This is a genomic window from Pseudomonas sp. fls2-241-R2A-110, from assembly GCF_030209165.1.
GTDB lineage: Bacteria > Pseudomonadota > Gammaproteobacteria > Pseudomonadales > Pseudomonadaceae > Aquipseudomonas.
Genome location: NZ_JARVSN010000021.1, coordinates 1 through 24,314, shown reverse-complemented (window position 1 = coordinate 24,314; position 24,314 = coordinate 1). Strand labels below are relative to the sequence as shown.

Here is a 24,314-nt window from a genome sequence, read left to right as displayed (position 1 = left end):
TTAGCCAAATTACTCAGCCCAGATACTTAGGCTTTCCTTCGGAACCTCTCAGTAATAAATCCCACACAAAATTGGGAACATACATTCAATCGATACGGAGAGCGGCGGTCGACACTTCAAACTTTTATAGAACTGCAGCACCTCAACACTCTTCCTGTAGCAATCACTAATAACTCAGGCCAACAACGCCTTGACCATCAGCTAGGCCGGTGATCAAAACTGACTCGCCGGCGCTGGAGTGAATGCCGTCGTGTAGCACCTGGTCAATCGGTGATTGACGCGCGTGGCGAGCACGACTTAGGATTGCTCCAACTCAACCCCGTACGCAGAGATTCAGTTCTCTGGCAGTTGGGGTGAAAAAACCGGCCTAGGCCGGTTTTTTCGTTTTTGAGGATTAAGTTCGTGCGCACCGCTTTTTTTGTTGATGGCTACAACCTGTTTTACGGGTTGCTCGCGGGCACTCCCCATAAGTGGCTCAACCTCAAAGGCCTGCTGGCCCATGTCGCACATATCGAAAACCCGCAAAGCTCAATCATCTCCGTTGATTACTTCACTTCTTCCGTCAAACCGATACTCGCCACTCGGGGCAGAATCTCGAAAGAAGCTCAAGACTCGTATGTGCGAGCACTGAAAACGACCGAAGTAGCAGTGCACTATGGCCGACATTCGCTCGAGCCGGCAAAAGCTCCGCGCTTCATAGACAGGAAAACAGGTGCTTCCCGTCAAGATAAGGTCGACATTTGGAAGCTTGAAGAGAAAGAAACGGATGTTCACATCGCGATCAGCATGTACCGCACCGCAACCAAGCAAGCCGCTCTAGACGTGCATGACCGTATTGAACAACTCGTACTGGTTTCCAGCGACACAGACATGACTCCAGCCCTTAAAGCTATTCGCGAAGATTTTCCTGACATAACTATCGGGGTCATTCTTCCTCGTCGAGCTGAATTGAACTGTCCTTCGCCAGGCTCGCTAAAAGAACACTCCCATTGGATGCGTCGAGTCATCTCAACAGAAGAGTTGCAGTCACACCAATTCCCGGATCGCGTGCCTACCCGTAAAACGCCGGCTATCAAACCGGATTATTGGTAACGGCAATGGCCAACGGATACACCGACTCCCATCCCCCACCCAACGCTTTATACAAACCCACCATCGCCAGCGAAACCCCGGTCGAGCTCTCCACAAATTGTTCCTGAGTCGCCAGCAACGCGCCTTGAACAGTCAGCACGTTAACGAAGTCCACCACCCCTTCCACGTATTGCTGCTGCGCGGTGCGCAGGGCGATCTGGTTTTGGCGCACGGCTTCGGCGAGGCTGTCGCGGCGCAGTTGGCTGGCGTTGTAGGCGGTCAGTTGATCGTCTATTTCATGCCACGCACGTAGTACGGTTTGCTGGTAGGAGATCGCGGCTTCCTGTTGCTGTGCCTCGCGCAAGTTCAGAACGCCGCGCAATCGTCCGCCATCGAACAGCGGCAGGCTCAATTGCGGGCCGATGCCAAACGAGCGCGAGCCCCAGGAACCAAAATCACTGAGCTGCATGGCTTGCGAACCGAGGTTGCCGGACAAGGTGATCCGTGGATAGAAATCGCCCTTGGCCACGCCGATGCTCGCGGTGGCGGCATGCAGGCGGGCTTCGGCCTGACGGATGTCCGGGCGACGTTCGGCCAATTGCGACGGCAAACCGATGGCGACCTGACGCGGGATTTGCGGCACGGGGACGTCTGTGGATAACTCGGCGAACAGCGCTTGCGGTGGTTCACCCATCAACAGGCTGAGCGCGTTGATCAGTTGCGACTGACGCTGTTCAAGCGCAGGCAAACGCGATTCGATGGCGGCGACTTGGGCCGCCGCTTCGGCGACGTCCAGGTCGGTGGCTACGCCGTCAGCCAGACGCAGTTGCGACAGTTTCAAGCTGTGGCGAGCGACGTCGAGGTTCTGCTCGGTGACGGCACGTGTGCTTTGTACACCGCGCAATTGAATGTAGTCCTGAGCCGTTTCGGCGAGCACTGACAGCAGCACGCCGCGACGATCGTTTTCCGCGACTTCGAGGGTCGCATCGGCGGCTTCGGTTTCGCGACGGACACGACCCCAGAAATCCAGCTCCCAGGACGCGGAGAAGCCTGCATCCCACAGATTGAACGCCGAGTCGCCGTTGTGGCCGGACGGATCCATCAATCCTTCGCCGCTGTTTCGTTTACGTCCGTAGCTGCCTGTGGCGGCGGTGTTGGGGTAACGCGCGGCGGTCACCACCTGGCGCACGGCACGGCTTTGTTGCAGGCGGCTGCTGGCGAGTTTCAAGTCGAGGTTGTCGGTTAGCGCGCGCTGGGTCAGGGCTGAGAGTTTCGGGTCGTTGAAGACTTCCCACCAGCGTTCGTCCATTGTTTCGGCGGTGGCTTGGCTGGTAGCGGCTTTTGCTGGTTTCGACCATTCGGTGATTTGTTGCGCTTGAGGTTTCTGGAAGTCGGGGCCGACGGTGCAGGCTGAAAGGCTAAGGACCAGTAAGGCGCAAAAAATGAGTTGAGGCCACCGGCCACTTCGCGGGCAAGCCTGCTCCCACATTGGAATGCGCTCAACTGTGAGAGCGGGCTTGCCCGCGAAGGCGTCAGTCCAATCAACAAATATCTTCATTGCTGAGCCACCTCACGCGAGGCGTTGCTTGCCGTATCTATCCTCGCCTCCACCGACATCCCCACCCGCAACCGCTCGGCCAACGCCTGCCCCGGTTCCAGCACTATCTTCACTGGAATCCGCTGCACCACCTTGGTGAAGTTGCCGGTGGCATTGTCCGGTTTCACCGAAGCGAACGTCACACCGGTGGCCGGGGCGATGCTCTCGACGCGACCGTTCAGGACTTCGCTGCCAAGGCTGTCGACACGCACTTGCACGCCCTGCCCCGGCTTCACATCAGTCAGTTGGGTTTCCTGAAAATTGGCCACCACGTAAGCCTGGGCCAGAGGCACCACCGCCAGAATTTTGCTGCCCGGCGTCACGTAAGCGCCGACCCGCACTGCGCGCTCGCCGACCATGCCGTCTTGCGGTGCAACGATGCGCGTGTAAGACAGCTCGTAGCTGGCCATTTCCAGCGCCGCTTGCGCCCGTTTCAGCCCACCTTCCGCGGCGTCGCGCTGAGCGGTAAGGATCTCCACTTGCTTGCGCTCCGCCGCCAGCACCGCTGTCACGTTAGCCAGCCGCGCAGTCGCCTGATCGATGCGCGTGCGCGCCTGCTGAGCGTTCTGCACCGTACCCGCACCCACGCCGGCCAAGTGGTTGTAGCGATTCAACTCGTGCGCGGCAAAGTCCATTTCTGCCTTGGCCGATACCATTGACGCCTGCGCTTGAGCAATCACCGACGTCTGGCGCTCAAGGGTGGCCCGTGCGTTTTGCAGTTGCGCCCTGGCCACCAGCGTTTCGGCGTCGGCGGCTTGGGCGGCGGCACGCAGATCCCGATCATCGATCAGCGCCAGCAACTGACCAGCCTTGACCTGCTGGTTGTCTTCCACCAGCACTTCCTTGATGAAACCCGCCACGCGAGGCACCACCAGGGTGAAGTCCGCCGAGACGAAGGCATCATTGGTGCTCTGTTGTGTGCGTTTGCCAAAAACCCCTGGCGCCAGCAGGTAAACCAGCACGCCGACCGCCACTGCCGCGGCGACGCCGACCGCCATTTTTTGCTTTGCTTGAGTCGTCATAAAAACCTTCTGTCTCAGTGAAACGTTCATGTCGGTGCGCGCGGCGGATACATCCGCGTCGGCAACCAGAAAATCAGCAGGACCAGCGTTGCTGCGATGCCCGTCATGCACAGATAAAGATCAGAAGCCGTCAGCACGACGGCTTGTTCATGCAGGCGGTGGGCAAGGCCCGCACTGCCACTGTCGGCCAGCGGCGAGTTACCGAGGTTGTCCACCAGCATCGTCGAATGGAAATGCAGGCGTGTGGTGGTCAACACCTCGATCAGCCCGGTGGCGACCACCGCTGAAAGGCCTTTGACGGTGTTGAACCAGGCCGAGGCGTAGGGGCCTTCCATTGGCGTGATGCTGCCGGTGGCAAGCATCAGCAGCGGCAGCACTGCCATTGGCTGACCGAAGATTTGCAGCCATTGCAGCACGTAGAAATCGTCACGAATCCACACCGACGTCAGGTGCGAACCACCGATGCAAGACAGCGCCAACAGGCTCAGACCGATCCCCAGGACCCAGCGGCAATCGACCCAGCGCAAGTTGCACAGCGCCGCCACCAAAGGCAGCGCGATCAACTGTGGCAATGCCGCCAACAGCATGATCGGCGCGGTCTGAACCGGGCGATAACCCTGCACCTGCGCCAGGTAGCTCGATGGAATGATGATCACCGCCAGTAGCACCACCAGCACGCCGGCCAGGGTCAGCAAGGCGAACGACAGGTTGCGGATGCCGAGCATCTGCATCTTGAAAAACGGGATCGGCTGCGACCATTCGTTGATCAGGAACAGCACCAGCAGCAACACACCGCCGCCGAGCAATCCGCCGATCAGATCCGACTCGAACCAGTCCAGCCGATTGCCCTGCAGGATGCCGATCACCAGCATGCAAATCGCCGGAAAACCCAGGAGCAATCCGCGCCAGTTAAATTGCTTGAAACGCTCCAGACGCAGCGGATCCTGCGGCAAGCCGTAGGCGACCGCCGCCATGGCAATCAGACACGGCACGATGACTTGCCAGAAGGTCCACTGCCAGCCGACATACTCGGTCCACAAACCCGCCAACGGAGTGCCGAGACCTGGCCCGAAAGTGGCCGTCAGCGCATAACCCGCCAGACCGTATAGCTTCACGTTGGCCGGTAAAAATCGCAGCGCGACGGTCATCAGCATCGGCGGTAGCGCGCCGCCGGCCAGGCCTTGCAACGTGCGCATGAGCAGCAGGCTTTCGTAGTTCGGCGCGAACGGGCACAACACGCCCAAAAGAGTGAAGGCGCTGATGGCGCAGAGGGTGAAGCGCCGCAACGAGAACGTCACCGCGCACCACGGCGCGAAGGCCATCGCGGCCACCGAGGTCGCCGTGTAGCAGGCGACCAGCCAGGTGCCTTCGTCGTAGCCGATGGCCAACGCGCCACGAATGTCGGCCAGCGCGACTTTGGTCACCATCTCGTTGAGGCCCGACACCAGCACCACCAGCAACACGCCCACCAGGCCGATGATGATTCGCGGACCGAAGACCGGCGGCGCGGCGGCGGCCGGACTGGCCACGGCGAGCGGTGCCGTGACCGTAAGGGAAGTCATTGCTGCAAGCTCCGGGGTATGAACACCGGGGCAGTTTAAGAAGTGCGGGACCTGACGAAAATTGACTTATTGGCAGCTTATAAGTGCGTTAGACGCAGTAATAAAGAACGTGTGGGAGCGGGCTTGCTCGCGAAAGCAGCGTATCAGTCGCTATTGATGTTGAATGTGATGGCCCCTTCGCGAGCAAGCCCGCTCCCACTGTAGGTCAGTGATCAGCTTGAGGTGGGTTGCGCGGCCAGCCACGTCTCGTCGCAACAGGTCTTGAGTGTTTCACGTAGCCAGCGATGGGCCGGATCATTGTCGTAACGCGGGTGCCAGGCCTGGGTCAGCATCAGAGTCGGCAAAGGTACAGGCAGGGTAAAGGAGCGCAGTTTCAAGCCCAGGCGTCGTACGCTCAATATGGCTTCCTGAGGAACCGGCAGGATCAGATCGGAATCGGGCAAGGCAAACATTGCCGCATGGAAACTCGGCGCAATCACCGCCACCCGCCGTTCCAGTCCCAAGGCATTGAGCGCCGTGTCGATTGGACCGCGAGCAATACCGCGGCGGGACATGCTGATATGGGAGAACCCGGCATAGCGTTCAGCCGTGATCTCTTGCGCAAACAAGGGGTGATCTTCACGCACCAAGCCGACAAAGTGCGTGGAAAACAAGTTCTGCACCTTCACTTCCGGCATGACCGGACGATTGTTGCTGACGCTTAAGTCGATTCGCCCCTCACGCAAGGCCTCGTCATCGCCATCGCCCTCGGGCACAAAGCGCAATTCGCAGTGCGGGGCCTGGCGCTCCATCGTGTCGAACAACTTGCCCCCGTAAACACCCACGAAAAAATCGTTGGCCCGAATACTGAATCGGCGACGCAAACTGCCCAAGTCCACGTCATCAGCGGAGCGGAACAGTAGCGCGGCCTGCTCGACCAGATCGCGTACCTGCTCGCGCAACGCCAACGCCTTGGGCGTCGGCACCAGGCCACGACCGGCGCGCACCAGAATCGGATCGCCAATGGCCTCACGGATCCGCGTCAGGGTACGGCTCATCGCGGCCGGACTAAGGTTCATTCGCCGCGCCGCGCCGACCACGCTGCCCTCGTCGAGCAGAGCGTCGAGAGCGACCAGAAGATTCATGTCCGGGAGTTGCATTGTGAGCACTCGTGTCTGAGGTGAATTGACTCAGACGCAATGCTAGCAAACATTCTCCTGACTGATGGGGTGGCAAGTCTGGCCCATCGCGGGCAAGCCCGCTCCCACAGGTTTATGTGTTGAACACAAAGTCCGCATCCACTGGAGATCCCTGTGGGAGCGGGCTTGCCCGCGATGGGGCCAAACCAAACAACGCAGAGCTTAACTCTGCATCCCCCACCGCTTGACGGTCACCCGCTCCAGCGAATCAAACACCAGGTTCTCCACCAGCAACCCGATCAAGATCACCACCGCCAACCCGGCAAACACTTTGTCGGTGTACAGCTCATTGCGATTCTGAAAGATGTACCAGCCCAAACCGCCCTTGCCGCTGGTAGCGCCGAACACCAGTTCAGCGGCAATCAGCGTGCGCCAGGCGAAGGCCCAGCCGATTTTCAACCCGGCGAGGATCGACGGTAGCGCCGCCGGAATCAGGATGAACAACACAAAGCGCATGCCCTTCAGACCGTAGTTGCGCCCGGCCATACGCAAGGTTTCCGAGACCCCGAGAAATCCGGCATAAGTGTTCAACGCCAACGCCCAGAGCACCGAATGCACCAATACGAAAATCAGGCTGTTCTGCCCCAGCCCGAACCACAGCAGCGCCAGCGGCAACAGCGCAATGGCCGGCAGCGGATTGAACATTGAGGTCAGGGTGCTCAGCAGGTCGCGCCCGAACTGCGTCGACACCGCCAGGGTGGTCAGGGCAAACGCCAGCACAATGCCGATCAGGTAACCCTTGAGCAGCACCACCAGGGAAATCCAGACCTTGTCCAGCAACTCTCCGCTGAGCAAACCGTCATACAGCGCGCTGGCGGTTTGTAAAAAACTGGGCAGCAGCAGGTCGTTGTTCTGCACGCGGGCAACCACTTCCCACAGCACCGCGAGCAGAATCAGGATCAGGCTTTTACGAATCCAGCCTTGCTGCCAGAGGCGCTGACCGAGCGGTAGTTCACGCTCCAGCGGCACGCTCGTGAGCGGCTGCAGAACGGTTTCGAATGCTTCACGCGGGGATGATAAATGGCTCATCGGGCACTCCTCTCAATGGCTCAATAAGCGATGCGGATGTCAGTGAAATCCAGCTCACGTTCGGCTTCCGGTGACTGGCCTTCATCGAACAACAACCGGTGAATGCGTCGCGCCGACTCCTGAAACGCCACGCCGCCAAGGCTATGCAGATCGTATTGATGGCTGTGGACTTCCGCGCGTACCCGCCCCGGATGTGGCGACAGCAACAGGATGCGATTGCCCACCACCAGCGCTTCTTCGATGGAGTGAGTGACGAACAGCAACGTGAAGCGCACTTCGTCCCAAAGCAGCAGCAACTCCTCCTGCATCTTGCGGCGAGTGAGCGCATCGAGGGCCGCGAAGGGTTCGTCCATCAAGAGGATTTTCGGTTGCATCGCCAACGCCCGGGCAATCGCCACACGCGCCTTCATGCCGCCGGACAAGGTGTGCGGATAAGCATCGGCAAACGCGGCCAGACCGACCTTGTCCAGGTAGTGCAGCGCCCGCTCCTCGGCCTCTTTGCGCTTGAGGGTTTTCGAGGCGAGCAGTGGAAACATCACGTTCTGTTTGACGGTTTTCCATGGCGGCAGTTGATCGAACTCCTGGAACACCACGATCCGGTCCGGCCCCGGCGCATCGACGATTTGCCCTTGAAGGCGGATCTCGCCTTCGCAGGGCCGGATAAAACCGGCAACCGCCTTGAGCAACGTCGACTTGCCGCAACCTGACGGCCCCAGGAGCACAAAACGGTCCGCCGGATCGATTTCAAAACTGACTTGATGCGTCGCCCGAACCACTCGCTGCGGCGTGCGATATTCGAGGCTGACAGTGTCGACCGACAGCAGCGCCTGGGCGGTGTCGTTCGGTTTGCTGACCGTGTGGCCTTGCAAGGGGGCGTTCATGGCAATCAGCTCCCTTGCAGCGGTTTGGCGTCCTGGAAGAAGTAATCCTTCCACGAGTCCGGTTTGTTTTTGATCGCGCCGACGCGGTAGAGGAATTCGGCCAACGGGTACGTGTTTTTCGGCGTGACGCTGAATTCGAATTGCGGGTTGTCGATGATTTTCAACAAGTCGGCGCGGTCGATTTTCGCCTTGGTGACACGGATATAAGTGTCGGCTGCGGCGCCTTTGTCGTTCTGAGCGAACTCCGCGGCTTCAGTCAGTGCTTCGATGAAGGCTTTGTACGTTTTCGGGTTTTCGTTGCGAAATTTCTCGGTGGCGAACAGCACGGTCGGCGAGTTCGGGCCGAGCACGTCATAGGAATTCAAGACCACGTGCACATTAGGATTGGCCAGTTCCTGATCCTGGAACGGCGGGTTGGAAAAGTGCCCGGACAACTCGGTGCCTCCGGCAACCAACGCGGCGGTGGCGTCCGGTTGCGGAACCGCGATGGTGTACTTGTCCAGTCGATTGAATTCCTTGTCCCCCCACTGCTTGGCCGCCGCGTATTGCAAGAAGCGCGACTGCACCGAAACGCCCACCGCCGGCACCGCAATGCGGTCCTTTTCGGTGAAGTCAGCGATGGTTTTGACCTTGGGATTATTGCTCACCAGGTAGTACGGAAAGTTACCCAGGGAAGCCACGGCCTTGACGTTCTGCTTGCCGTGGGTGCGGTCCCAAATCGTCAGCAGCGGACCGACGCCGGCACCGGCGATATCAATCGAACCGGAGAGCAACGCATCGTTGACCGCTGCGCCACCGGACAACTGAGTCCAGTCGACTTTGATGTCGATGCCTTCCTGCTTGCCGTACTTTTCAATCAGGTTCTGATCGCGGACCACGTTGAGCAACAAATAGACAATACCGAACTGCTCGGCAATGCGGATTTCACCTTCAGCATGGGCCACGGTCGGCGCCACCAGACTGCCGGCGATCAGGCTGAAACCCAAACCGATGGCAGCTGCCAGCGGTGCGAATGGAAGACGTTTGGACATGATCGATCTCCAACAGAATCAGAAAGGCGCGTCGCCCTGAATGGTGGTGCGATACAGCTTGCGGCGCAGATGGCTTGGGCATCCGGCGGCAAGGTGGATCAGCGAGCGGTTGTCCCAGAACACCAGGTCGTGGGCCTGCCATTGGTGGCGGTAGATGTTTTGCGGTAGCACGCTGTGGGCATAGAGCTCGTCGAGCAGTTGCTTGCTCTCGTCTTCCGGCAAACCGACGATGCGGGTGGTGAACCCCTCGCTGACGAACAACGCCTTGCGACCGTTTTCCGGGTGCGTACGGACGATGGGATGGATGACTTCGGCGACCTGAGCCAATTGCTCCGGCGTCAGCGTCGGACGCCAGTTGCCCTCGAATTTGGTCTCGCTGTAGCGCGCCGTGTACGAGTGCGCAGCCGAGCGACCTTCGACGGCTTTGCGCAGCGCTTCGGGCAGGCTGTCCCAGGCTTTGTGCATGTCGGCGAACAATGTGTCGCCGCCTTCGGATGGCAGTTCCTGGGCGTGCAGCATCGAGCCCAGGCTGGGAAATTCTTTATAGGAAAGGTCGGAGTGCCAGAACTTGCCGGCGTCACCGAGGCCGATCGATTGGCCGTTTTCGATGATGTTCGAAACGATGAGAATTTCTGGATGCCCGGCCAGCAGGAATTGCTTGAGCACGTGGATCTGCAACACGCCGAATCGGCGACTGAAGGCGATCTGCTGCTCGGGGGTAATGCGCTGGTCGCGGAACACCACGACGTGATGGTCAAGGTGCGCGCGGTGGATGCGGGCGAAGTCCTGATCGTTGATCGGTCGGGACAGATCGAGGCCGATGATTTCGGCACCGACGGCGCCGCTGAACGGACGGATGTCGAAAGTTTGTGGCGCGATTGCGGGTGACGCAGAGACGGCGGACATAAAAATCACTCCCACGCACGGCACGCTCAAGGGCGCGCGCGTCGATCAAGAAACTCACGGAGGTTCCGTGTTGGTTCGTGTCGTGCGGCGCGCCGATTGGTCGGCAGGTACGCAGGAGTCTGACTTTATAGGTATAAGAATTGAAATTTAAATACCGTTAGCGAATAACGATATGGCTTTTGGGTTGTGCCGCTCTTGAGGCCGCCATCGCGAGCAGGCTCGCTCCTACAGGCATTTTGTGATCGACACAGAACCCTGTGGGAGCGAGCCTGCTCGCGATGAGGCCGTCAGTGGCGCTCGAGGATTACCGCTCGTGCAACGCCTCTGCCCGCGCCCGAATAATCGGTTTGAGCAAGTAGCTGAGAATAGTTTTCTTGCCCGTGATGATATCCACCGAAGCCACCATCCCCGGAATGATCAGCAACGGTTTCTCATCCGTCCCCAGGTGGCTGCGATCCGTGCGCAGCTTGATGATGTAGTACGTGGTCTTCTTGTCTTCATCGGTGATGGTGTCGGCACCGATCTGCTCCAGCTTGGCCTTGAGCCCACCATAGATGGTGTAGTCGTACGCCGTGAATTTCACCGTCGCTTCTTGCCCCGGATGCAGGAACGCAATGTCCTGCGGACGAATCTTCGCCTCCACCAGCAAGGTGTCGTCCAGCGGCACGATTTCCACCAGATCGCTGCCCGGCTGGATCACGCCGCCGATGGTGTTCACCAGCAACTTGTTGACGATGCCGCGTACCGGCGAGGTGACCAGCGTCCGGCTGACCCGGTCTTCCAGCGCTTTGCCAGTGGCCTGGGCCTTGTTCAGGTCCGTGCGCGCTTCGTTGAGTTGGGTCAGGGCCTCGCTGCGGAACTTGCCGCGCGTCTCGTCGATCTTGCGCTGCACTTCCTTGATCGCCGATTCGGCGCGAGGAATCGCCAGCGTCGTGGCGTCCAGCTGGCCGCGGGTTTCGACCTCAGCCCGCTTGAGCCGCAGCACTTCAACCGGCGATACCGCGCCCTGGGCCACCAGCGGCTCGGACATGGCGATTTCCTGATGCTGCAACGACAGTCCGTTGCGGTACTGCGACTGTTTGGAAGTAAATTCGCGCAGCTCTTGCTGACGCTGGATCAACTGCTCCTGCAACCCACCGATTTCATCGTGCAGTTGCTGGCGGCGGCTGATGTACAGCGACTCTTCGCTGGCAGCCTGACCAGGAACAGCCTTGAGCACATCGGCGGGGAAATTCAGCGGACGATCATCGACTTCGGCGCTCAAGCGCTCCACACGCAGCAGCATCGACAGTCGATCGGCTTCGGTTTCGCCCACGTTGGAGGCGAAACGGGTGTCGTCCAGGCGAATCAACGGTGCGCCAGCTTCGACAATCTGCCCTTCGGTGACGAACAGTTCGGAGACGATCCCACCTTCGAGGTTCTGGATTTTCTGAATCTTCGACGACGGAATCGCCTTGCCGTCACCCTTGGTGACTTCGTCGATCACCGCGTAGTTGGCCCAGAGCAGCAGGAACACGAAGAAACCGATGATCGCCCAGATCGTCAGCCGCACCACGCGCGGGGCGTCTTCGATCAGCGCTTTATTGACCTCGGGCAGTGGCTGGCCATGCAGCGACTCGGAGCCTTTGAAGTAACGGCGAATGGAGTTCTTGACCCCGGACTTAAGCAACACTGATCTGCCCCTTTTTCAACGCTTCCATCACGGCGGCTTTCGGGCCATCGGCAAGAATTTGTCCACGGTCGATAACGATCAAGCGATCCACCAGCGACAACAGCGACGCCCGGTGCGTGACCAGCACCACGGTTTTGCTTTCGATGACGGCGGCGAGGCGTTGTTTGAGGCGCTCTTCACCGGTGTTATCCATGGCGCTGGTCGGCTCATCGAGGAGCAGGATCGGCGGGTTGAGCAACAACGCCCGGGCCAGGGCGACGTTCTGGCGCTGACCGCCGGAAAGGTTCTGCCCGCGCTCACCGACTTGCAGCTCATAGCCTTGCGGGTGCAGACGGGCGAACTCATGTACACCAGCCAGTTCGGCCGCTTGCAGGACCATTTCGTCTTCGACATAACGCGCACCTGACACCAGGTTGTCGCGCAGCGTGCCGGCCAGCAACTGGATGTCCTGCGCCACATAACCGATGTTGTAGCGCAATTCGCTGACGTCGATCTGACGAATATCGACGCCATCCACCAACAGTGCGCCGTCGTCCGGCTGATAGAGGCCCACCAGCAGTTTGGCCAGCGAGCTTTTGCCCGAGCCGCTGCGACCGATGATGCCAATCTTCTCGCCAGGCTTGATGATCAGGTTGATATTCTTCAGCGCCGCGTTTTGCTGATTCGGGTACGTGAAGTTCATTTGCCGGCATTCGATGGCGCCTTGCAGCACCTTGCGGCTCAACGGACGCTCATCGAAATTGCGCTCTTGCGGCAACTCCATCATTTGATCGACCGAGGTCATGGTCACCCGCGCTTGCTGGTAGCGGGTCAACAGGCCGGACAACGAGGCCAACGGGCTGAGCGCGCGGCCACTGAGCATGTAACAGGCGATCAAACCGCCCATGCTCAGGTGCCCGTCGATGATCTGGTACACGCCGAATACGATCATGATCACCCCGGCCAATTGCTGGATCAGCAAGGTGATGTTCATCGCCAGACCGGAGAGCATTTTCACCCGCAGTTCGAGGCGGCTGAGGGTGCCGATGGTCTGTTCCCACTGATACTGACGTTCGCTTTCAGCGTTGTTGACCTTCACCGCATCAAGGCCGGCGAGGGTTTCGATCAGGCTCGACTGACGCTCGGCGCCCAGGGCCATGGTTCGTTCCATGGTCGCCACCAATGGCTTCTGCAAGGCATAACCAATCAGCAGCGCAATTGGGAACGCCAGCACCGGAATCCACACAAGGTGACCGCCGAGGATCGCGATGACCATAAAGATCAGCAGCGTAAACGGCAGGTCGATCAGGCTGGTCAGGGTCAGCGAGGCGAGGAAGTCGCGCAGGCTTTGAAACTCATGGATGTTCTGGGCAAAGCTGCCGACCCGGGCCGGGCGGTACTTCATGGCCATGCCGACAATGCGCTCGAACAGCGTGGCCGAGATGATCAGGTCGGTTTTCTTGCCGGCCAGGTCCAGGCACAAACTGCGCAGGCTTTTGAGGATCAGGTCGAACAGGTAGGCGCCCGTGATGCCGATGGCCAACACCCAGAGAGTCGATTCGGCCTGGTTCGGCACGACACGGTCGTAGACGTTCATCACGAACAGCGGCGCGGCCATGGCGATGATGTTGATCAGGAAACTGGCGGCAATGGCATCGGCATACAGCCAGCGCGAACGCTTGAGAGTGTCGCGGAACCACGAGCGCGCACGCGGGATCAGCGTGCCGTGATTGACGTCGAATTTGTGTTGGGGTTGGGCGAAGAACACCTTGCCGATGTAGTCGTCAGCCAACAGTTCGCGACTGACAACACTTTCACCGCCGTCGCTTTCGCTGAGCAACACGCGGGCCTGATCCTCACCTTGCCAACCGAGCAGGACGGCACTTCGACCGTCCTTGAGCAGCAGCAGCGCCGGCATGGCAATCGTTGGAATCTGCTCAAGCTTGCGCTGCAGCACCCGCCCTTGTAGACCGGCGCGGGCTGCCGCGCGGGGCAGCAGTTCAACGCTCAGGCGTTGCTTGGGTAATGGCAAGCCGGTGGTCAACATCGCGGCGCTGGCTGGCTTCTGATGCAACGTGCACAGGGCCAGCAAACCATCCAGTAACGGATCGTCGTGCAGCGCGCGTGGATCATGAATGAGTTGAACTCGACTGACTTCTGATTCCACGCTCGGCACTCTTGGCAAACAGTTGAATAAGGAAGACTCAATTCATCCCGGGTAGCTGGACCCTGGGCTTCACATCGTTCTGCACAACGGATGCCAACGGTGCGACCACTCCCTGGCTTTTGAGTAACTCGCCCATGGTCGCCTTGATTCGATATTGAGTAAATAACTGAATGTTTTTGATCTCCGCCAGGCGACGGGAAGCGGTGAACAGTTCGTTTTCACTGTCGAGCAAGTCGAGCAAAGTGCGTTCGCCCAGGCTGAACTGCCTCTGATACGCAGTGCGCACGCTGGTGCTGTGATCAACATATTGCTGGGCGATCGGCACTTGGGCGTTGGCATTGTTCAACGCATTCCAGGCCAGGCCCAACTCTTCATTTAATACGCGCAGGGCATTATTGCGGATATCCAGGGCCTGGTTTGACAGGTAGGACTTGGACTCCAGATCAGCTTTGTTGCTGCCACCGGCATACAGGTTGAAGCGCATGCGCAGCATGGCTTGCCATTCGTTGGTGTGACCGTTCTGACCGTCGAGATCGTTGTCGGCGGTGCGACCCAGTTCGGCATCGAAGCGCGGGTAGAAGGACGATTTGGCGGTGTCGTATTGTTTCTCGGCCGCGGCGATATCGGACTCGGCGGAACGCAGGATCGGGCTGTTTTCCAGCATCTGCGCGCGGGCTTCATTCAAGTTGGCCGGCAATAGCGCGAGGAAATCGGCAGGAAGCTCCAGTTGATCGGGCATCTGGCCCACAGCACTGAGAAAGTTGGTCTCGGCATCCGCCAGGTTGGTCTGCTCGGTGATCAAATTGTTGCGGGCCTGGGCCATACGCGCTTCGGCCTGATCGAGGTCGGCACCGCTGCCCACGCCACGCTGGGTGCGCAACTTGATCTGGTCAAAAATCCGTTCGTGACTCTTCAAATTTTCGGTGGCCAGACGAACGAACTCGCGGCGGGTCAGGACATCGAGATAGACCTGAGCAACGGTCAACGCAGTGCGTTCCGAGGTGCCCAATAAAGAATAAGCCCGGGAGTTAACGGTGGCTTGTTGACGCCCCACTTCACTGGACGTCGCAAATCCGTCAAAAACCATTTGCGACAACCGCAAACTTGACTCGCCTCGGTTCAGCGTTTCCCAGTGATTATTATTGCCGGCAGCACGCGTATTGAGGTTGTCCGCGCCCTCGCGACCATAACCGCCCAGCAGATCGACCCGTGGCAGGTATCCACCTTTTGCTGCCTTTAATTGATAATCCGCCGCCAATCGACTGTTAACACCTGCCTGAATTTCGGGATGGACGTCCAACGCCTGTTGCATGGCCTCCGGAAGTGACTGCGCCTGAACAAAACCGGCGGTTATGGCAAAAGGTAAAGCCTTGAGCAGCTGCAAACGCATGGTTGGAATTTCCCGGGATTACTTGTCTTGAATCACTGCAGAACTTGCCGCTGCATCGGATGATTGTCATCGTAATGACCGTATGTCGGAAATGTTGAACTTGGAACTGAACTGCATTCTGCGGGGCAGATAGCTACTTCAATATCAATGTGACATTACTGGGGCGAGTGTTTAGGATGACAAATGCAAGGTCAATACTTTGGCATATAGTTAATAGCGAAAAAGCATAGCCAAATGTTTGACGACCAATCGCGTCAAAGTTATGCCTCGAAAATTTTTCAAGTACGTCCAGACTGTTTTGGCGAGCGCGCCATCAGGTCTGTGGAAGTCAACTGAACGTGACACCCGGAGAGTCTTCAATGAGCAGTGTTGTTGCTATCGTCAAAAGCATTGTTGGTCAGGTTTTCGCGGTGTCCCCAGAAGGCGTTCGTCGCGTACTCGTTGAAGGCGACCGGTTGTTTGTCGGCGATCAGGTAGACACTGGCGCGGCAGGCGCCGTGACGCTCGAACTGGCTGACGGCCGAACCCTGGACCTGGGCCGCGACACTCAGTGGAGCGCGAGCAGTCCAGACTCCAGCACTGACCTGGCACAAGCCACAGCGCAAGCCGCACCCTCCGTTGAAGAATTGCAGCAAGCCATCGCGGCGGGCGCCGACCCGACTACTGACCTCGAAGCCACTGCAGCGGGCCCAGCGGCTGCCGGCACGGGCGGTGCAGCCGGTGGCGGCCACAGCTTTGTGATGCTGGATGCAACCGCTGGCCGGGTGGACCCGACCATTGGTTTCCCGACTGCGGGCCTCAACGCCGCGGCACAGGCGGCACAGAACACCACTGGCGGGCAAACGGCCAACGCCAACGCCAACGCGGCGCGTGATTCGACCTTGAGTCTGAGCGCTACGCCAACCATCACCGAGGCTGGCGGCGTACTTGTCTACACCGCGACCCTGAGCCAGGCGCCGCTGACTGACCTGAGCATCACCCTGTCCAATGGCTCGGTGATCGTGATCCAGGCCGGCCAGTTGACCGGCACCGTCAACGTCCCGCTCGCGCCAAACGACACTGTTTATAACGACGCCACCCAAATCGACGTGACCGTCACCGGCACCACGGGCGGCAATGGCATCGTCGTGACTCCGCCGACGACTCCGGCCGTAACCCAGGTGACCGACACCGTCGATACCACCACGGTCACCCTGAGCGCAGGCGCCAGCGTTACCGAAGGCGGCCAGATTACTTACACCGCGACGTTGACCAACCCGGCGCAGACGCCGGTGACTGTCACCCTTTCCAACGGTTCGACCATTACCATTGAAGCCGGCAAAACCAGCGGCTCCGTGAACGTCGACACCCCGGCCAATGACGTTTATCAAAACGGCAGCACGATCAGCACTACGATCACCGGCGCTACCGGTGGCAACTTCGAGAATCTGGTGCCGAGCACTACGCCGGCGGTTACCACCGTCACCGACTCAAAGGATGACACGGGCCTGAGCCTGTCGGCGTCCGCCGAAGTGGCCGAGGGTGGTTCGATTGTTTACACCGCAAGCCTGACCAACGCGGCCGGCACGCCGGTCACTGTGACGCTGAGCAACGGCGCGGTGATCAACATCGCCGCTGGCGCCACCAGCGGCAGCGTGAGCGTCGCGGCACCGGCCGATGACGTCTACAAAGACGCTGGCAAAGTTGAAGCAACGATCAAGGATGCGAGCGGCGGCAACTTCGAGAACCTGGTCCCGAGCACTGTTCCGGCTGTGACCAACGTCACCGACACGATCAACACCTCGACCGTCAGCCTGACCGCGACATCCTCCGTCGCGGAAGGCGGCACCGTGGTGTACACCGCGTCTGTCACGGCGCCGGTGACCGATTCGCCAGTGGTCGTAACCCTGTCCAACGGCCAGACCATCACCATTCCGGTCGGCGCCAGCAGTGGCAGCGTGAATTTCGTTGCGCCGAATGATGCTTTGGCCGGCGGCGGTTCGCTGAGCGTCAAAATCGACGACGCCAAGGGCGGTAACTACGAGAAGCTGGACGTCGACGGCAAGTCGGCGAATACCTCCATCACCGACACCCAAGACACCACCGCCGTCAGCCTGAGCGCCACCGATTCCGTTGCGGAAGGTGGTTCGATTGTTTACACCGCAAGCCTGACCAACGCGGCCGGCACGCCGGTCACTGTGACGTTGAGCAACGGCGCGGTGATCAACATTGCCGCTGGCGCAACGACAGGCTCCGTGACCGTCAAAGCCCCGGCCGATGACGTCTACAAAGACGCCGGTAAAGTCGAAGCGACCATCAAGGATACGAGCGGTGGCAACTTCGAAAACCTGGTCACTAGCCCCGCAGCGGCCGTGACCGATGTCACCGACACGATCAACACCTCGACCGTCAGCCTGACGGCGACGTCCTCGGTCGCGGAAGGCGGCACCGTGGTGTACACCGCCTCCGTCACCGCGCCGGTGACCGATTCACCAGTGGTGGTGACCCTGTCCAACGGACAGACCATCACCATTCCGGTTGGCGCCAGCAGTGGCAGCGTGAATTTCGTTGCACCGAACGATGCTTTGGCCGGTGGCGGCGCCCTGAGCGTCAAAATCGACGACGCGAAGGGCGGTAATTACGAGAAGCTGGACGTCGACGGCAAGTCGGCGAGTACCTCCGTCACCGACACCCAAGACACCACCACGGTCAGCCTGAGCGCCACGGATTCCGTGGCTGAAGGCGGCTCGATCGTCTACACCGCGAGCCTGACCAACGCCGCCGGCACGCCGGTCACTGTGACGCTGAGCAACGGCGCGGTGATCAACATCGCCGCTGGCGCGACGACCGGTTCAGTGACCGTCAAGGCGCCAGCCGATGACGTCTACAAAGACGCCGGCAAAGTCGAAGCAACGATCAAGGATGCGAGCGGCGGCAATTTCGAAAACCTGGTCACCAGTCCGACAGCAGCCGTGACCGATGTCACCGACACGATCAACACCTCGACCGTCAGCCTGACGGCGACGTCCTCCGTCGCCGAAGGCGGCACCGTGGTGTATACCGCGTCCGTCACGGCGCCGGTCACCGACTCACCAGTCCTCGTGACCCTGTCTAACGGCCAGACCATCACCATCCCGGTCGGCGCCAGCAGCGCCAGCGTGAATTTCGTTGCGCCGAACGATGCTTTGGCCGGCGGCGGTTCGCTGAGCGTGAAGATTGATGATGCGAAGGGCGGTAATTACGAGAAGCTGGACGTCGACGGCAAGTCGGCGAATACCTCGGTGACGAATTCTGCGGATACCACCACGGTCAGCCTGAGCGCGACCGATTCCGTCGCCGAAGGCGGTTCTATCGTCTACACCGCAAACCTGACCAACGCCGCCGGCACGCCGGTGACCGTGACGTTGAGCAACGGCGCCGTGATCAACATCGCCGCCGGCGCCACCACCGGCTCTGTGACCGTCAAAGCCCCGGCCGATGACGTCTATAAAGACGCCGGCAAGGTTGAAGCGACCATCAAGGATGCAAGCGGCGGCAACTTTGAAAACCTGGTCACCAGTCCGGCAGCAGCCGTGACCGACGTCACCGACACCCTCGACACCTCGACCGTCAAACTCACTGCCACCGAGAGTGCGGCCGAAGGCGGCGTCGTCACGTACACCGCCACCGTCGGTGCACCCGTAACCGGTTCGCCGGTGACCGTGTCCTTGGCCAACGGCCAGACCATCACCATCGACATCGGCAAAACCACCGGCTTCGTCACCACCCTGGCACCGAACGATGCGTTGACCGGTCACGCACCACTGACCAACTCGATCACCAACGTCAGCGGCGGCAACTACGAGAACCTGGTCGCCGACAAATCCCCGGTCAGCACCACCGTAAACGACACCCAAGACACCACCACCGTCAGCCTGAGCGCCACCGATTCCGTCGCCGAAGGCGGCTCCATCGTCTACACCGCGAACCTGACCAACGCCGCTGGCACGCCGGTCACTGTGACGCTGAGCAACGGCGCGGTGATCAACATCGCCGCCGGCGCCACCACCGGCTCCGTCACCGTTAAGGCGCCAGCCGATGACGTCTATAAAGACGCCGGCAAAGTCGAAGCAACGATCAAGGACGCCAGCGGCGGTAATTTCGAAAACCTGGTCACCAACCCAGCAGCGGCAGTGACCGATGTCACCGACACGATCAACACCTCGACCGTCAGCCTGACCGCGACATCCTCCGTCGCCGAAGGCGGCACCGTGGTGTACACCGCGTCCGTCACTGCGCCGGTCACCGATTCGCCAGTGGTCGTAACCCTGTCCAACGGCCAGACCATCACCATTCCGGTCGGCGCCAGCAGTGCCAGCGTGAATTTCGCTGCGCCTAACGATGCCCTCGCCGGCGGCGGTTCGCTGAGCGTGAAGATTGATGATGCGAAGGGCGGTAATTACGAGAAGCTGGACGTCGACGGCAAGTCGGCGAATACCTCCGTCACCGACACCCAAGACACCACCACGGTCAGCCTGAGCGCCACCGATTCCGTCGCCGAAGGCGGTTCTATCGTATACACCGCAAACCTGACCAACGCCGCCGGTACGCCAGTGACCGTGACGTTGAGCAACGGCGCGGTGATCAACATCGCCGCCGGCGCAACGACCGGCTCCGTCACCGTTAAGGCGCCAGCCGATGACGTCTATAAAGACGCCGGTAAAGTCGAAGCGACCATCAAGGACGCCACCGGCGGCAACTTTGAAAACCTGGTAAAAGACCCCGCCGCCGCTGTAACCAGCGTCACCGACACCCTCGACACCTCGACCGTCACCCTGACCGCCACCAGCAGCTTGGCCGAGGGCGGCATTGTGGTTTACACCGCCTCGGTGGGCGCACCCGTCACGGGTTCGCCGGTGATCGTGACCCTGGCCAACGGACAGGCCATCACTATCGACATTGGCAAAAGCAGCGGCACGGTCAATGCCGTTGTTTCCAACGACGTGCTCAGCGGGCATGCACCGCTGACCAACTCGATCACCAACGTCAGTGGCGGCAACTACGAAAATCTGGTCGCCGATAAAACACCGACCAGCACCAGCGTGACCGACACCGTCGACACCACCACCGTATCGCTGACCGCCACCGGCAACGTCAACGAGGGCGGCTCGATCATCTACACCGCGACCTTGAGCAACCCGGCCGGCACACCCGTCACCGTCACCTTGAGCAACGGCGCGACCATCACCATCGATGCCGGTAAAACCACCGGCACGGTCAAAGTCGATGCTCCGAAGGATGACGTCTACAAGGACGCTGGCAAAGTCGAAGTCACCATCAAAGATACGTCCGGCGGCAACTTCGAGAACCTGGTGAAAAATCCGGCGCCGGCCGTGACCAACGTGGCCGACACCAACGACACCACACACCTGACCCTCAGCGCTGACAAATCGGTACTTGAAGGCTCGCACATCACCTACACCGCGACCCTGACCAACGCCGCGCAGACGCCGGTAACCGTGAAGCTGAGCAATGGCGAGACCATTACCATTGCCGCCGGCAAGACCAGCGGTTCGGTGACCATCGCGGCGCCGAGCGACGATGTCTACAAGGACGCCGGCAAGCTCAGCGTGAAGATCACCGACGCCAGCGGTGGCAACTTCGAAAATCTCGACGTCAGCAAGACGTCAGTGACCACCGCCGTCAAAGACACCATCGACAGCACGTCCCTGTCCCTGTCGGCCAGCAACACCGTGAGCGAAGGTGGCCAGATTACCTACACCGCGACCCTGAGCAACCCGACGGACACGGCCATGACCGTGAAGCTGAGCAACGGCGCGATAATCAACATCGCCGCCGGCGCCTCCAGCGGTTCGGTCAACTTCGCCGCCCCGGCGAATACTCCCTACGTGGATGGCGGCAAAGTCCAGGCAACGATTGCCAGCCAGAGCGGCGGTAACTTCGAGAAAGTCGTCACCGATCATTCGCCAGCGGTCACCACTGTCACCGATTCGGCAGACACCACCGGCCTGAGCCTGAGCGCAACCGGTTCGGTCGCCGAGGGTGGTTCGATCGTCTATACCGCGACCCTGACCAATGCGGCCGGTAGCGCCATGACCGTGACGTTGAACAACGGCGCGGTGATCAACATCGCCAAAGGCGCCACCAGCGGTTCAGTGAACTACGCAGCGCCAGCCGATGACGTCTACAAAGATGCCGGCAAAGTCGAAGCCAGCATCACCAAAACCACCGGTGGCAACTTCGAGAGTCTGGTGGCCGACAAGACGCCAGCCGTCACCGATGTGACCGATACGATCAACAACAGCACCGTATCCCTGACCGCCACGGCCAGCACGGTCGAAGGCGGCGTGGTGGTTTACACCGCATCGGTCAACGCGCCCGTCACCGGTTCGCCGGTGCTCGTGACCCTGTCCAACGGACAGACAATCACCATCCCGGTCGGTGCAAGCAGCGGTCATGTGAACTTCATCGCACCGAATGACGCCTTGGCTGGCGGCGGCTCCTTGAGCGTGAAGATCGACGGCACCACTGGCGGCAACTACGAAAATCTGGTGGCGAATCAAACCCCGGCGGTCACTTCGGTGGCCGATGTGAAAGACACCACTACGGTCAGCCTGAGCGCCACCGACTCGGTCGCTGAAGGTGGTTCCATCGTCTACACCGCGAACCTGACCAATGCCGCCGGCACGCCAGTGACCGTGACGCTGAGCAACGGCGCGGTGATCAACATCGCCGCCGGCGCGACGACGGGCTCCGTAACCGTCAAGGCCCCGGCCGATGACGTGTACAAAGACGCCGGCAAAGTCGAAACGACCATCAAGGATGCGAGCGGCGGCAACTTCGAGAACCTGGTGAAAAACCCGGCTGCGGCGGTGACCAACGTCACCGACACCCTCGACACTTCGACCGTCAAACTCACTGCCACCGGCAGCGCGGCCGAAGGTGGCGTCGTCACTTACACCGCCACCGTGGGTGCACCTGTAACCGGTTCGCCAGTGACCGTGTCCTTGGCCAACGGCCAGACCATCACCATCGACATCGGCAAAACCACCGGTTTCGTCACCACCCTGGCACCAAACGATGCATTGACCGGTCATGCACCACTGACCAACTCAATCACCAACGTCAGCGGCGGTAACTACGAGAATCTGGTCGCCGACAAATCCCCGGTCAGCACCACCGTGACCGACACTACCGACACCACCACGGTCAGCCTGAGTGCGACCGGCTCCGTCGCCGAAGGCGGTTCCATCGTCTACACCGCCAGCCTGACCAACGCCGCCGGCACACCGGTCACCGTGACGTTGAGCAACGGCGCGGTAATCAACATCGCCGCTGGGGCAACGACGGGCTCCGTAACCGTCAAAGCACCAGCCGACGACGTCTACAAAGACGCCGGCAAAGTCGAAGCGACCATCAAGGATGCCAGCGGTGGCAACTTCGAAAACCTGGTCACGAATCCGGCAGCGGCAGTGACTGATGTTACCGACACCATCAACACCTCGACTGTCAGCCTGACGGCAACGTCCTCGACCGCCGAAGGCGGCAACGTGGTGTACACCGCCTCCGTCACCGCGCCGGTGACTGGCAAGGATGTAATTGTCACGCTGGCCAATGGCGAAAAAATCACCATTGCAGTCGGTGAAAGCACCGCCTCGATCACGGTCAAAGCACCGAACGATGCCTTGGTCGGCCACGAGCCGTTGACCAACGCCATCAAGGAAGTAACCGGCGGCAACTTCGAGAACCTGGTCGCCGACAAGACCCCGACCTCAACCGCCATCAGCGACACCCCGGACACCACCAAAGTGACCATGACTGCCAGCGACTATGTGGTCGAAGGCGGCACCATCACTTACACCGTCAACCTCAGCAATGCCGCCGGCACTGACATGACGGTCAAACTGAGCAACGGCGAAAGCGTCGTGATCAAGGCCGGCGACAAGTCAGGTTCAATCACCATCCCGGCACCGGCCGATGACGTCTACAAGGACGGCAGCAAGATCACCGTTGGCATCGCCAGCACTGACGGCGGCAACTTCGAAAAACTCGACGTCAGCAACACAACGCACACCACTACTGTCAACGACACCGTAGATACCACCACCCTGAAGCTCAGTGCCGATGTGAGCACTGTCGGCGAAGGAGGTCAGATCACCTACACCGCCACGTTGAGCCATCCGGCCGACACAGCGATGACCGTTACCCTGAACAACGGCCTGGTGATCAACATCAAGGCCGGCGAGTCCAGCGGTTCGGCGCCATACACCGTGCCCAATGATGTCTACACCGGTGCCTCGCCGGTCAGGGCAGCGATAGCGGACAGCACTGGCGGCAACTTCGAAAAACTCGACACGGACCGCTCGGCTGTCGTTACCAAAGTGACCGACACCGCCGACACCACCACGGTCAGCCTGAGCGCGACCGATTCCGTCGCCGAAGGCGGTTCCATCGTCTACACCGCGAACCTGACCAATGCGGCCGGCACGCCAGTGACCGTGACATTGAGCAATGGCGCAGTGATCAACATCGCCGCCGGCGCAACGACGGGCTCCGTAACCGTCAAAGCCCCAGCCGACGACGTCTACAAAGACGCCGGTAAAGTCGAAACGACCATCAAGGAAGCCAGCGGTGGCAATTTCGAAAACCTGGTGAAAGACCCGGCTGCGGCAGTGACCAACGTCACCGACACCCTCGACACCTCGACCGTCAAACTCACTGCCACCGGCAGTGCGGCCGAAGGCGGCGTCGTCACGTACACCGCCACCGTTGGAGCGCCCGTAACCGGTTCGCCAGTGACCGTGTCCTTGGCCAACGGCCAGACCATCACCATCGACATCGGCAAAACCA

13 protein-coding genes are annotated in these 24,314 nt (G+C 60.2%); 2 read left to right on the top strand and 11 right to left on the bottom strand.

The annotated features are described in order from the left end of the window. Positions 1–402: 402 nt before the first annotated feature. Entirely contained in the window at positions 403–1,092 is a 690-nt protein-coding gene (locus tag QRN31_RS17110) for an NYN domain-containing protein (protein ID WP_285433307.1), read from the top strand. On the opposite strand, the gene QRN31_RS17105 is transcribed toward QRN31_RS17110, so the two are convergent. From QRN31_RS17105 to QRN31_RS17055, 11 genes are all read right to left on the bottom strand, one after another. Continuing rightward, the gene (locus QRN31_RS17105) at positions 1,073–2,629 is read right to left on the bottom strand and encodes an efflux transporter outer membrane subunit (RefSeq protein WP_285433306.1); all 1,557 of its coding nucleotides are present in this window, start codon (positions 2,627–2,629) and stop codon (positions 1,073–1,075) included. The genes QRN31_RS17110 and QRN31_RS17105 overlap by 20 nt on opposite strands. Next, complete coding sequence (locus tag QRN31_RS17100) at positions 2,626–3,690, bottom strand: HlyD family secretion protein (RefSeq protein ID WP_285433305.1); 1,065 nt, start codon at positions 3,688–3,690, stop codon at positions 2,626–2,628. The genes QRN31_RS17105 and QRN31_RS17100 overlap by 4 nt, the downstream gene beginning before the upstream one ends. A gap of 26 nt (positions 3,691–3,716) precedes the next feature. Next, the gene (locus QRN31_RS17095; RefSeq protein ID WP_285433304.1) at positions 3,717–5,252 is read right to left on the bottom strand and encodes an MFS transporter; all 1,536 of its coding nucleotides are present in this window, start codon (positions 5,250–5,252) and stop codon (positions 3,717–3,719) included. A 212-nt stretch (positions 5,253–5,464) separates the two neighbouring features. Continuing rightward, positions 5,465–6,391: a LysR family transcriptional regulator gene (locus QRN31_RS17090; protein WP_285433303.1), complete on the bottom strand. Its 927-nt coding sequence runs from the start codon at positions 6,389–6,391 to the stop codon at positions 5,465–5,467. 201 nt (positions 6,392–6,592) lie between these two features. Next, entirely contained in the window at positions 6,593–7,459 is an 867-nt protein-coding gene (locus QRN31_RS17085; RefSeq protein ID WP_285433302.1) for an ABC transporter permease, read from the bottom strand. 20 nt (positions 7,460–7,479) lie between these two features. Next, the gene (locus tag QRN31_RS17080; protein WP_285433301.1) at positions 7,480–8,340 is read right to left on the bottom strand and encodes an ABC transporter ATP-binding protein; all 861 of its coding nucleotides are present in this window, start codon (positions 8,338–8,340) and stop codon (positions 7,480–7,482) included. 5 nt (positions 8,341–8,345) lie between these two features. Continuing rightward, the gene (locus tag QRN31_RS17075; RefSeq protein WP_285433300.1) at positions 8,346–9,371 is read right to left on the bottom strand and encodes an ABC transporter substrate-binding protein; all 1,026 of its coding nucleotides are present in this window, start codon (positions 9,369–9,371) and stop codon (positions 8,346–8,348) included. Between the two features lie 18 nt (positions 9,372–9,389). Beyond that, positions 9,390–10,277 carry a TauD/TfdA dioxygenase family protein gene (locus tag QRN31_RS17070; protein ID WP_285433299.1) on the bottom strand — a complete coding sequence of 296 codons (888 nt, stop codon included), beginning with the start codon at positions 10,275–10,277 and terminating at the stop codon, positions 9,390–9,392. A gap of 304 nt (positions 10,278–10,581) precedes the next feature. Next, positions 10,582–11,949, bottom strand: a complete 1,368-nt coding sequence (locus QRN31_RS17065) for an HlyD family type I secretion periplasmic adaptor subunit (protein ID WP_285433298.1) — start codon at positions 11,947–11,949, stop codon at positions 10,582–10,584. Next, positions 11,939–14,095 carry a type I secretion system permease/ATPase gene (locus QRN31_RS17060; protein WP_285433297.1) on the bottom strand — a complete coding sequence of 719 codons (2,157 nt, stop codon included), beginning with the start codon at positions 14,093–14,095 and terminating at the stop codon, positions 11,939–11,941. The genes QRN31_RS17065 and QRN31_RS17060 overlap by 11 nt, the downstream gene beginning before the upstream one ends. 37 nt (positions 14,096–14,132) lie before the next feature. Next, positions 14,133–15,485 (bottom strand): TolC family outer membrane protein, encoded by a 1,353-nt coding sequence (locus QRN31_RS17055; protein WP_285433296.1) that lies wholly within the window; start codon positions 15,483–15,485, stop codon positions 14,133–14,135. Positions 15,486–15,844: 359 nt separating this feature from the next. Here QRN31_RS17055 and QRN31_RS17050 point away from each other — a divergent pair. Further along, positions 15,845–24,314, top strand: an 8,470-nt coding sequence (locus tag QRN31_RS17050) for a retention module-containing protein (RefSeq protein ID WP_285433295.1), incomplete at its 3' end; no start/stop codon positions are given.

Bases quoted from the DNA above. Each gene is read 5' to 3' on its own strand.
- QRN31_RS17105 (WP_285433306.1), bottom strand. From the start codon at position 2,629: ATGAAGATATTTGTTGATTGGACTGACGCCTTCGCGGGCAAGCCCGCT.
- QRN31_RS17100 (WP_285433305.1), bottom strand. From the start codon at position 3,690: ATGACGACTCAAGCAAAGCAAAAAATGGCGGTCGGCGTCGCCGCGGCA.
- QRN31_RS17095 (WP_285433304.1), bottom strand. From the start codon at position 5,252: ATGACTTCCCTTACGGTCACGGCACCGCTCGCCGTGGCCAGTCCGGCC.
- QRN31_RS17090 (WP_285433303.1), bottom strand. From the start codon at position 6,391: ATGCAACTCCCGGACATGAATCTTCTGGTCGCTCTCGACGCTCTGCTC.
- QRN31_RS17085 (WP_285433302.1), bottom strand. From the start codon at position 7,459: ATGAGCCATTTATCATCCCCGCGTGAAGCATTCGAAACCGTTCTGCAG.
- QRN31_RS17080 (WP_285433301.1), bottom strand. From the start codon at position 8,340: ATGAACGCCCCCTTGCAAGGCCACACGGTCAGCAAACCGAACGACACC.
- QRN31_RS17075 (WP_285433300.1), bottom strand. From the start codon at position 9,371: ATGTCCAAACGTCTTCCATTCGCACCGCTGGCAGCTGCCATCGGTTTG.
- QRN31_RS17070 (WP_285433299.1), bottom strand. From the start codon at position 10,277: ATGTCCGCCGTCTCTGCGTCACCCGCAATCGCGCCACAAACTTTCGAC.
- QRN31_RS17055 (WP_285433296.1), bottom strand. From the start codon at position 15,485: ATGCGTTTGCAGCTGCTCAAGGCTTTACCTTTTGCCATAACCGCCGGT.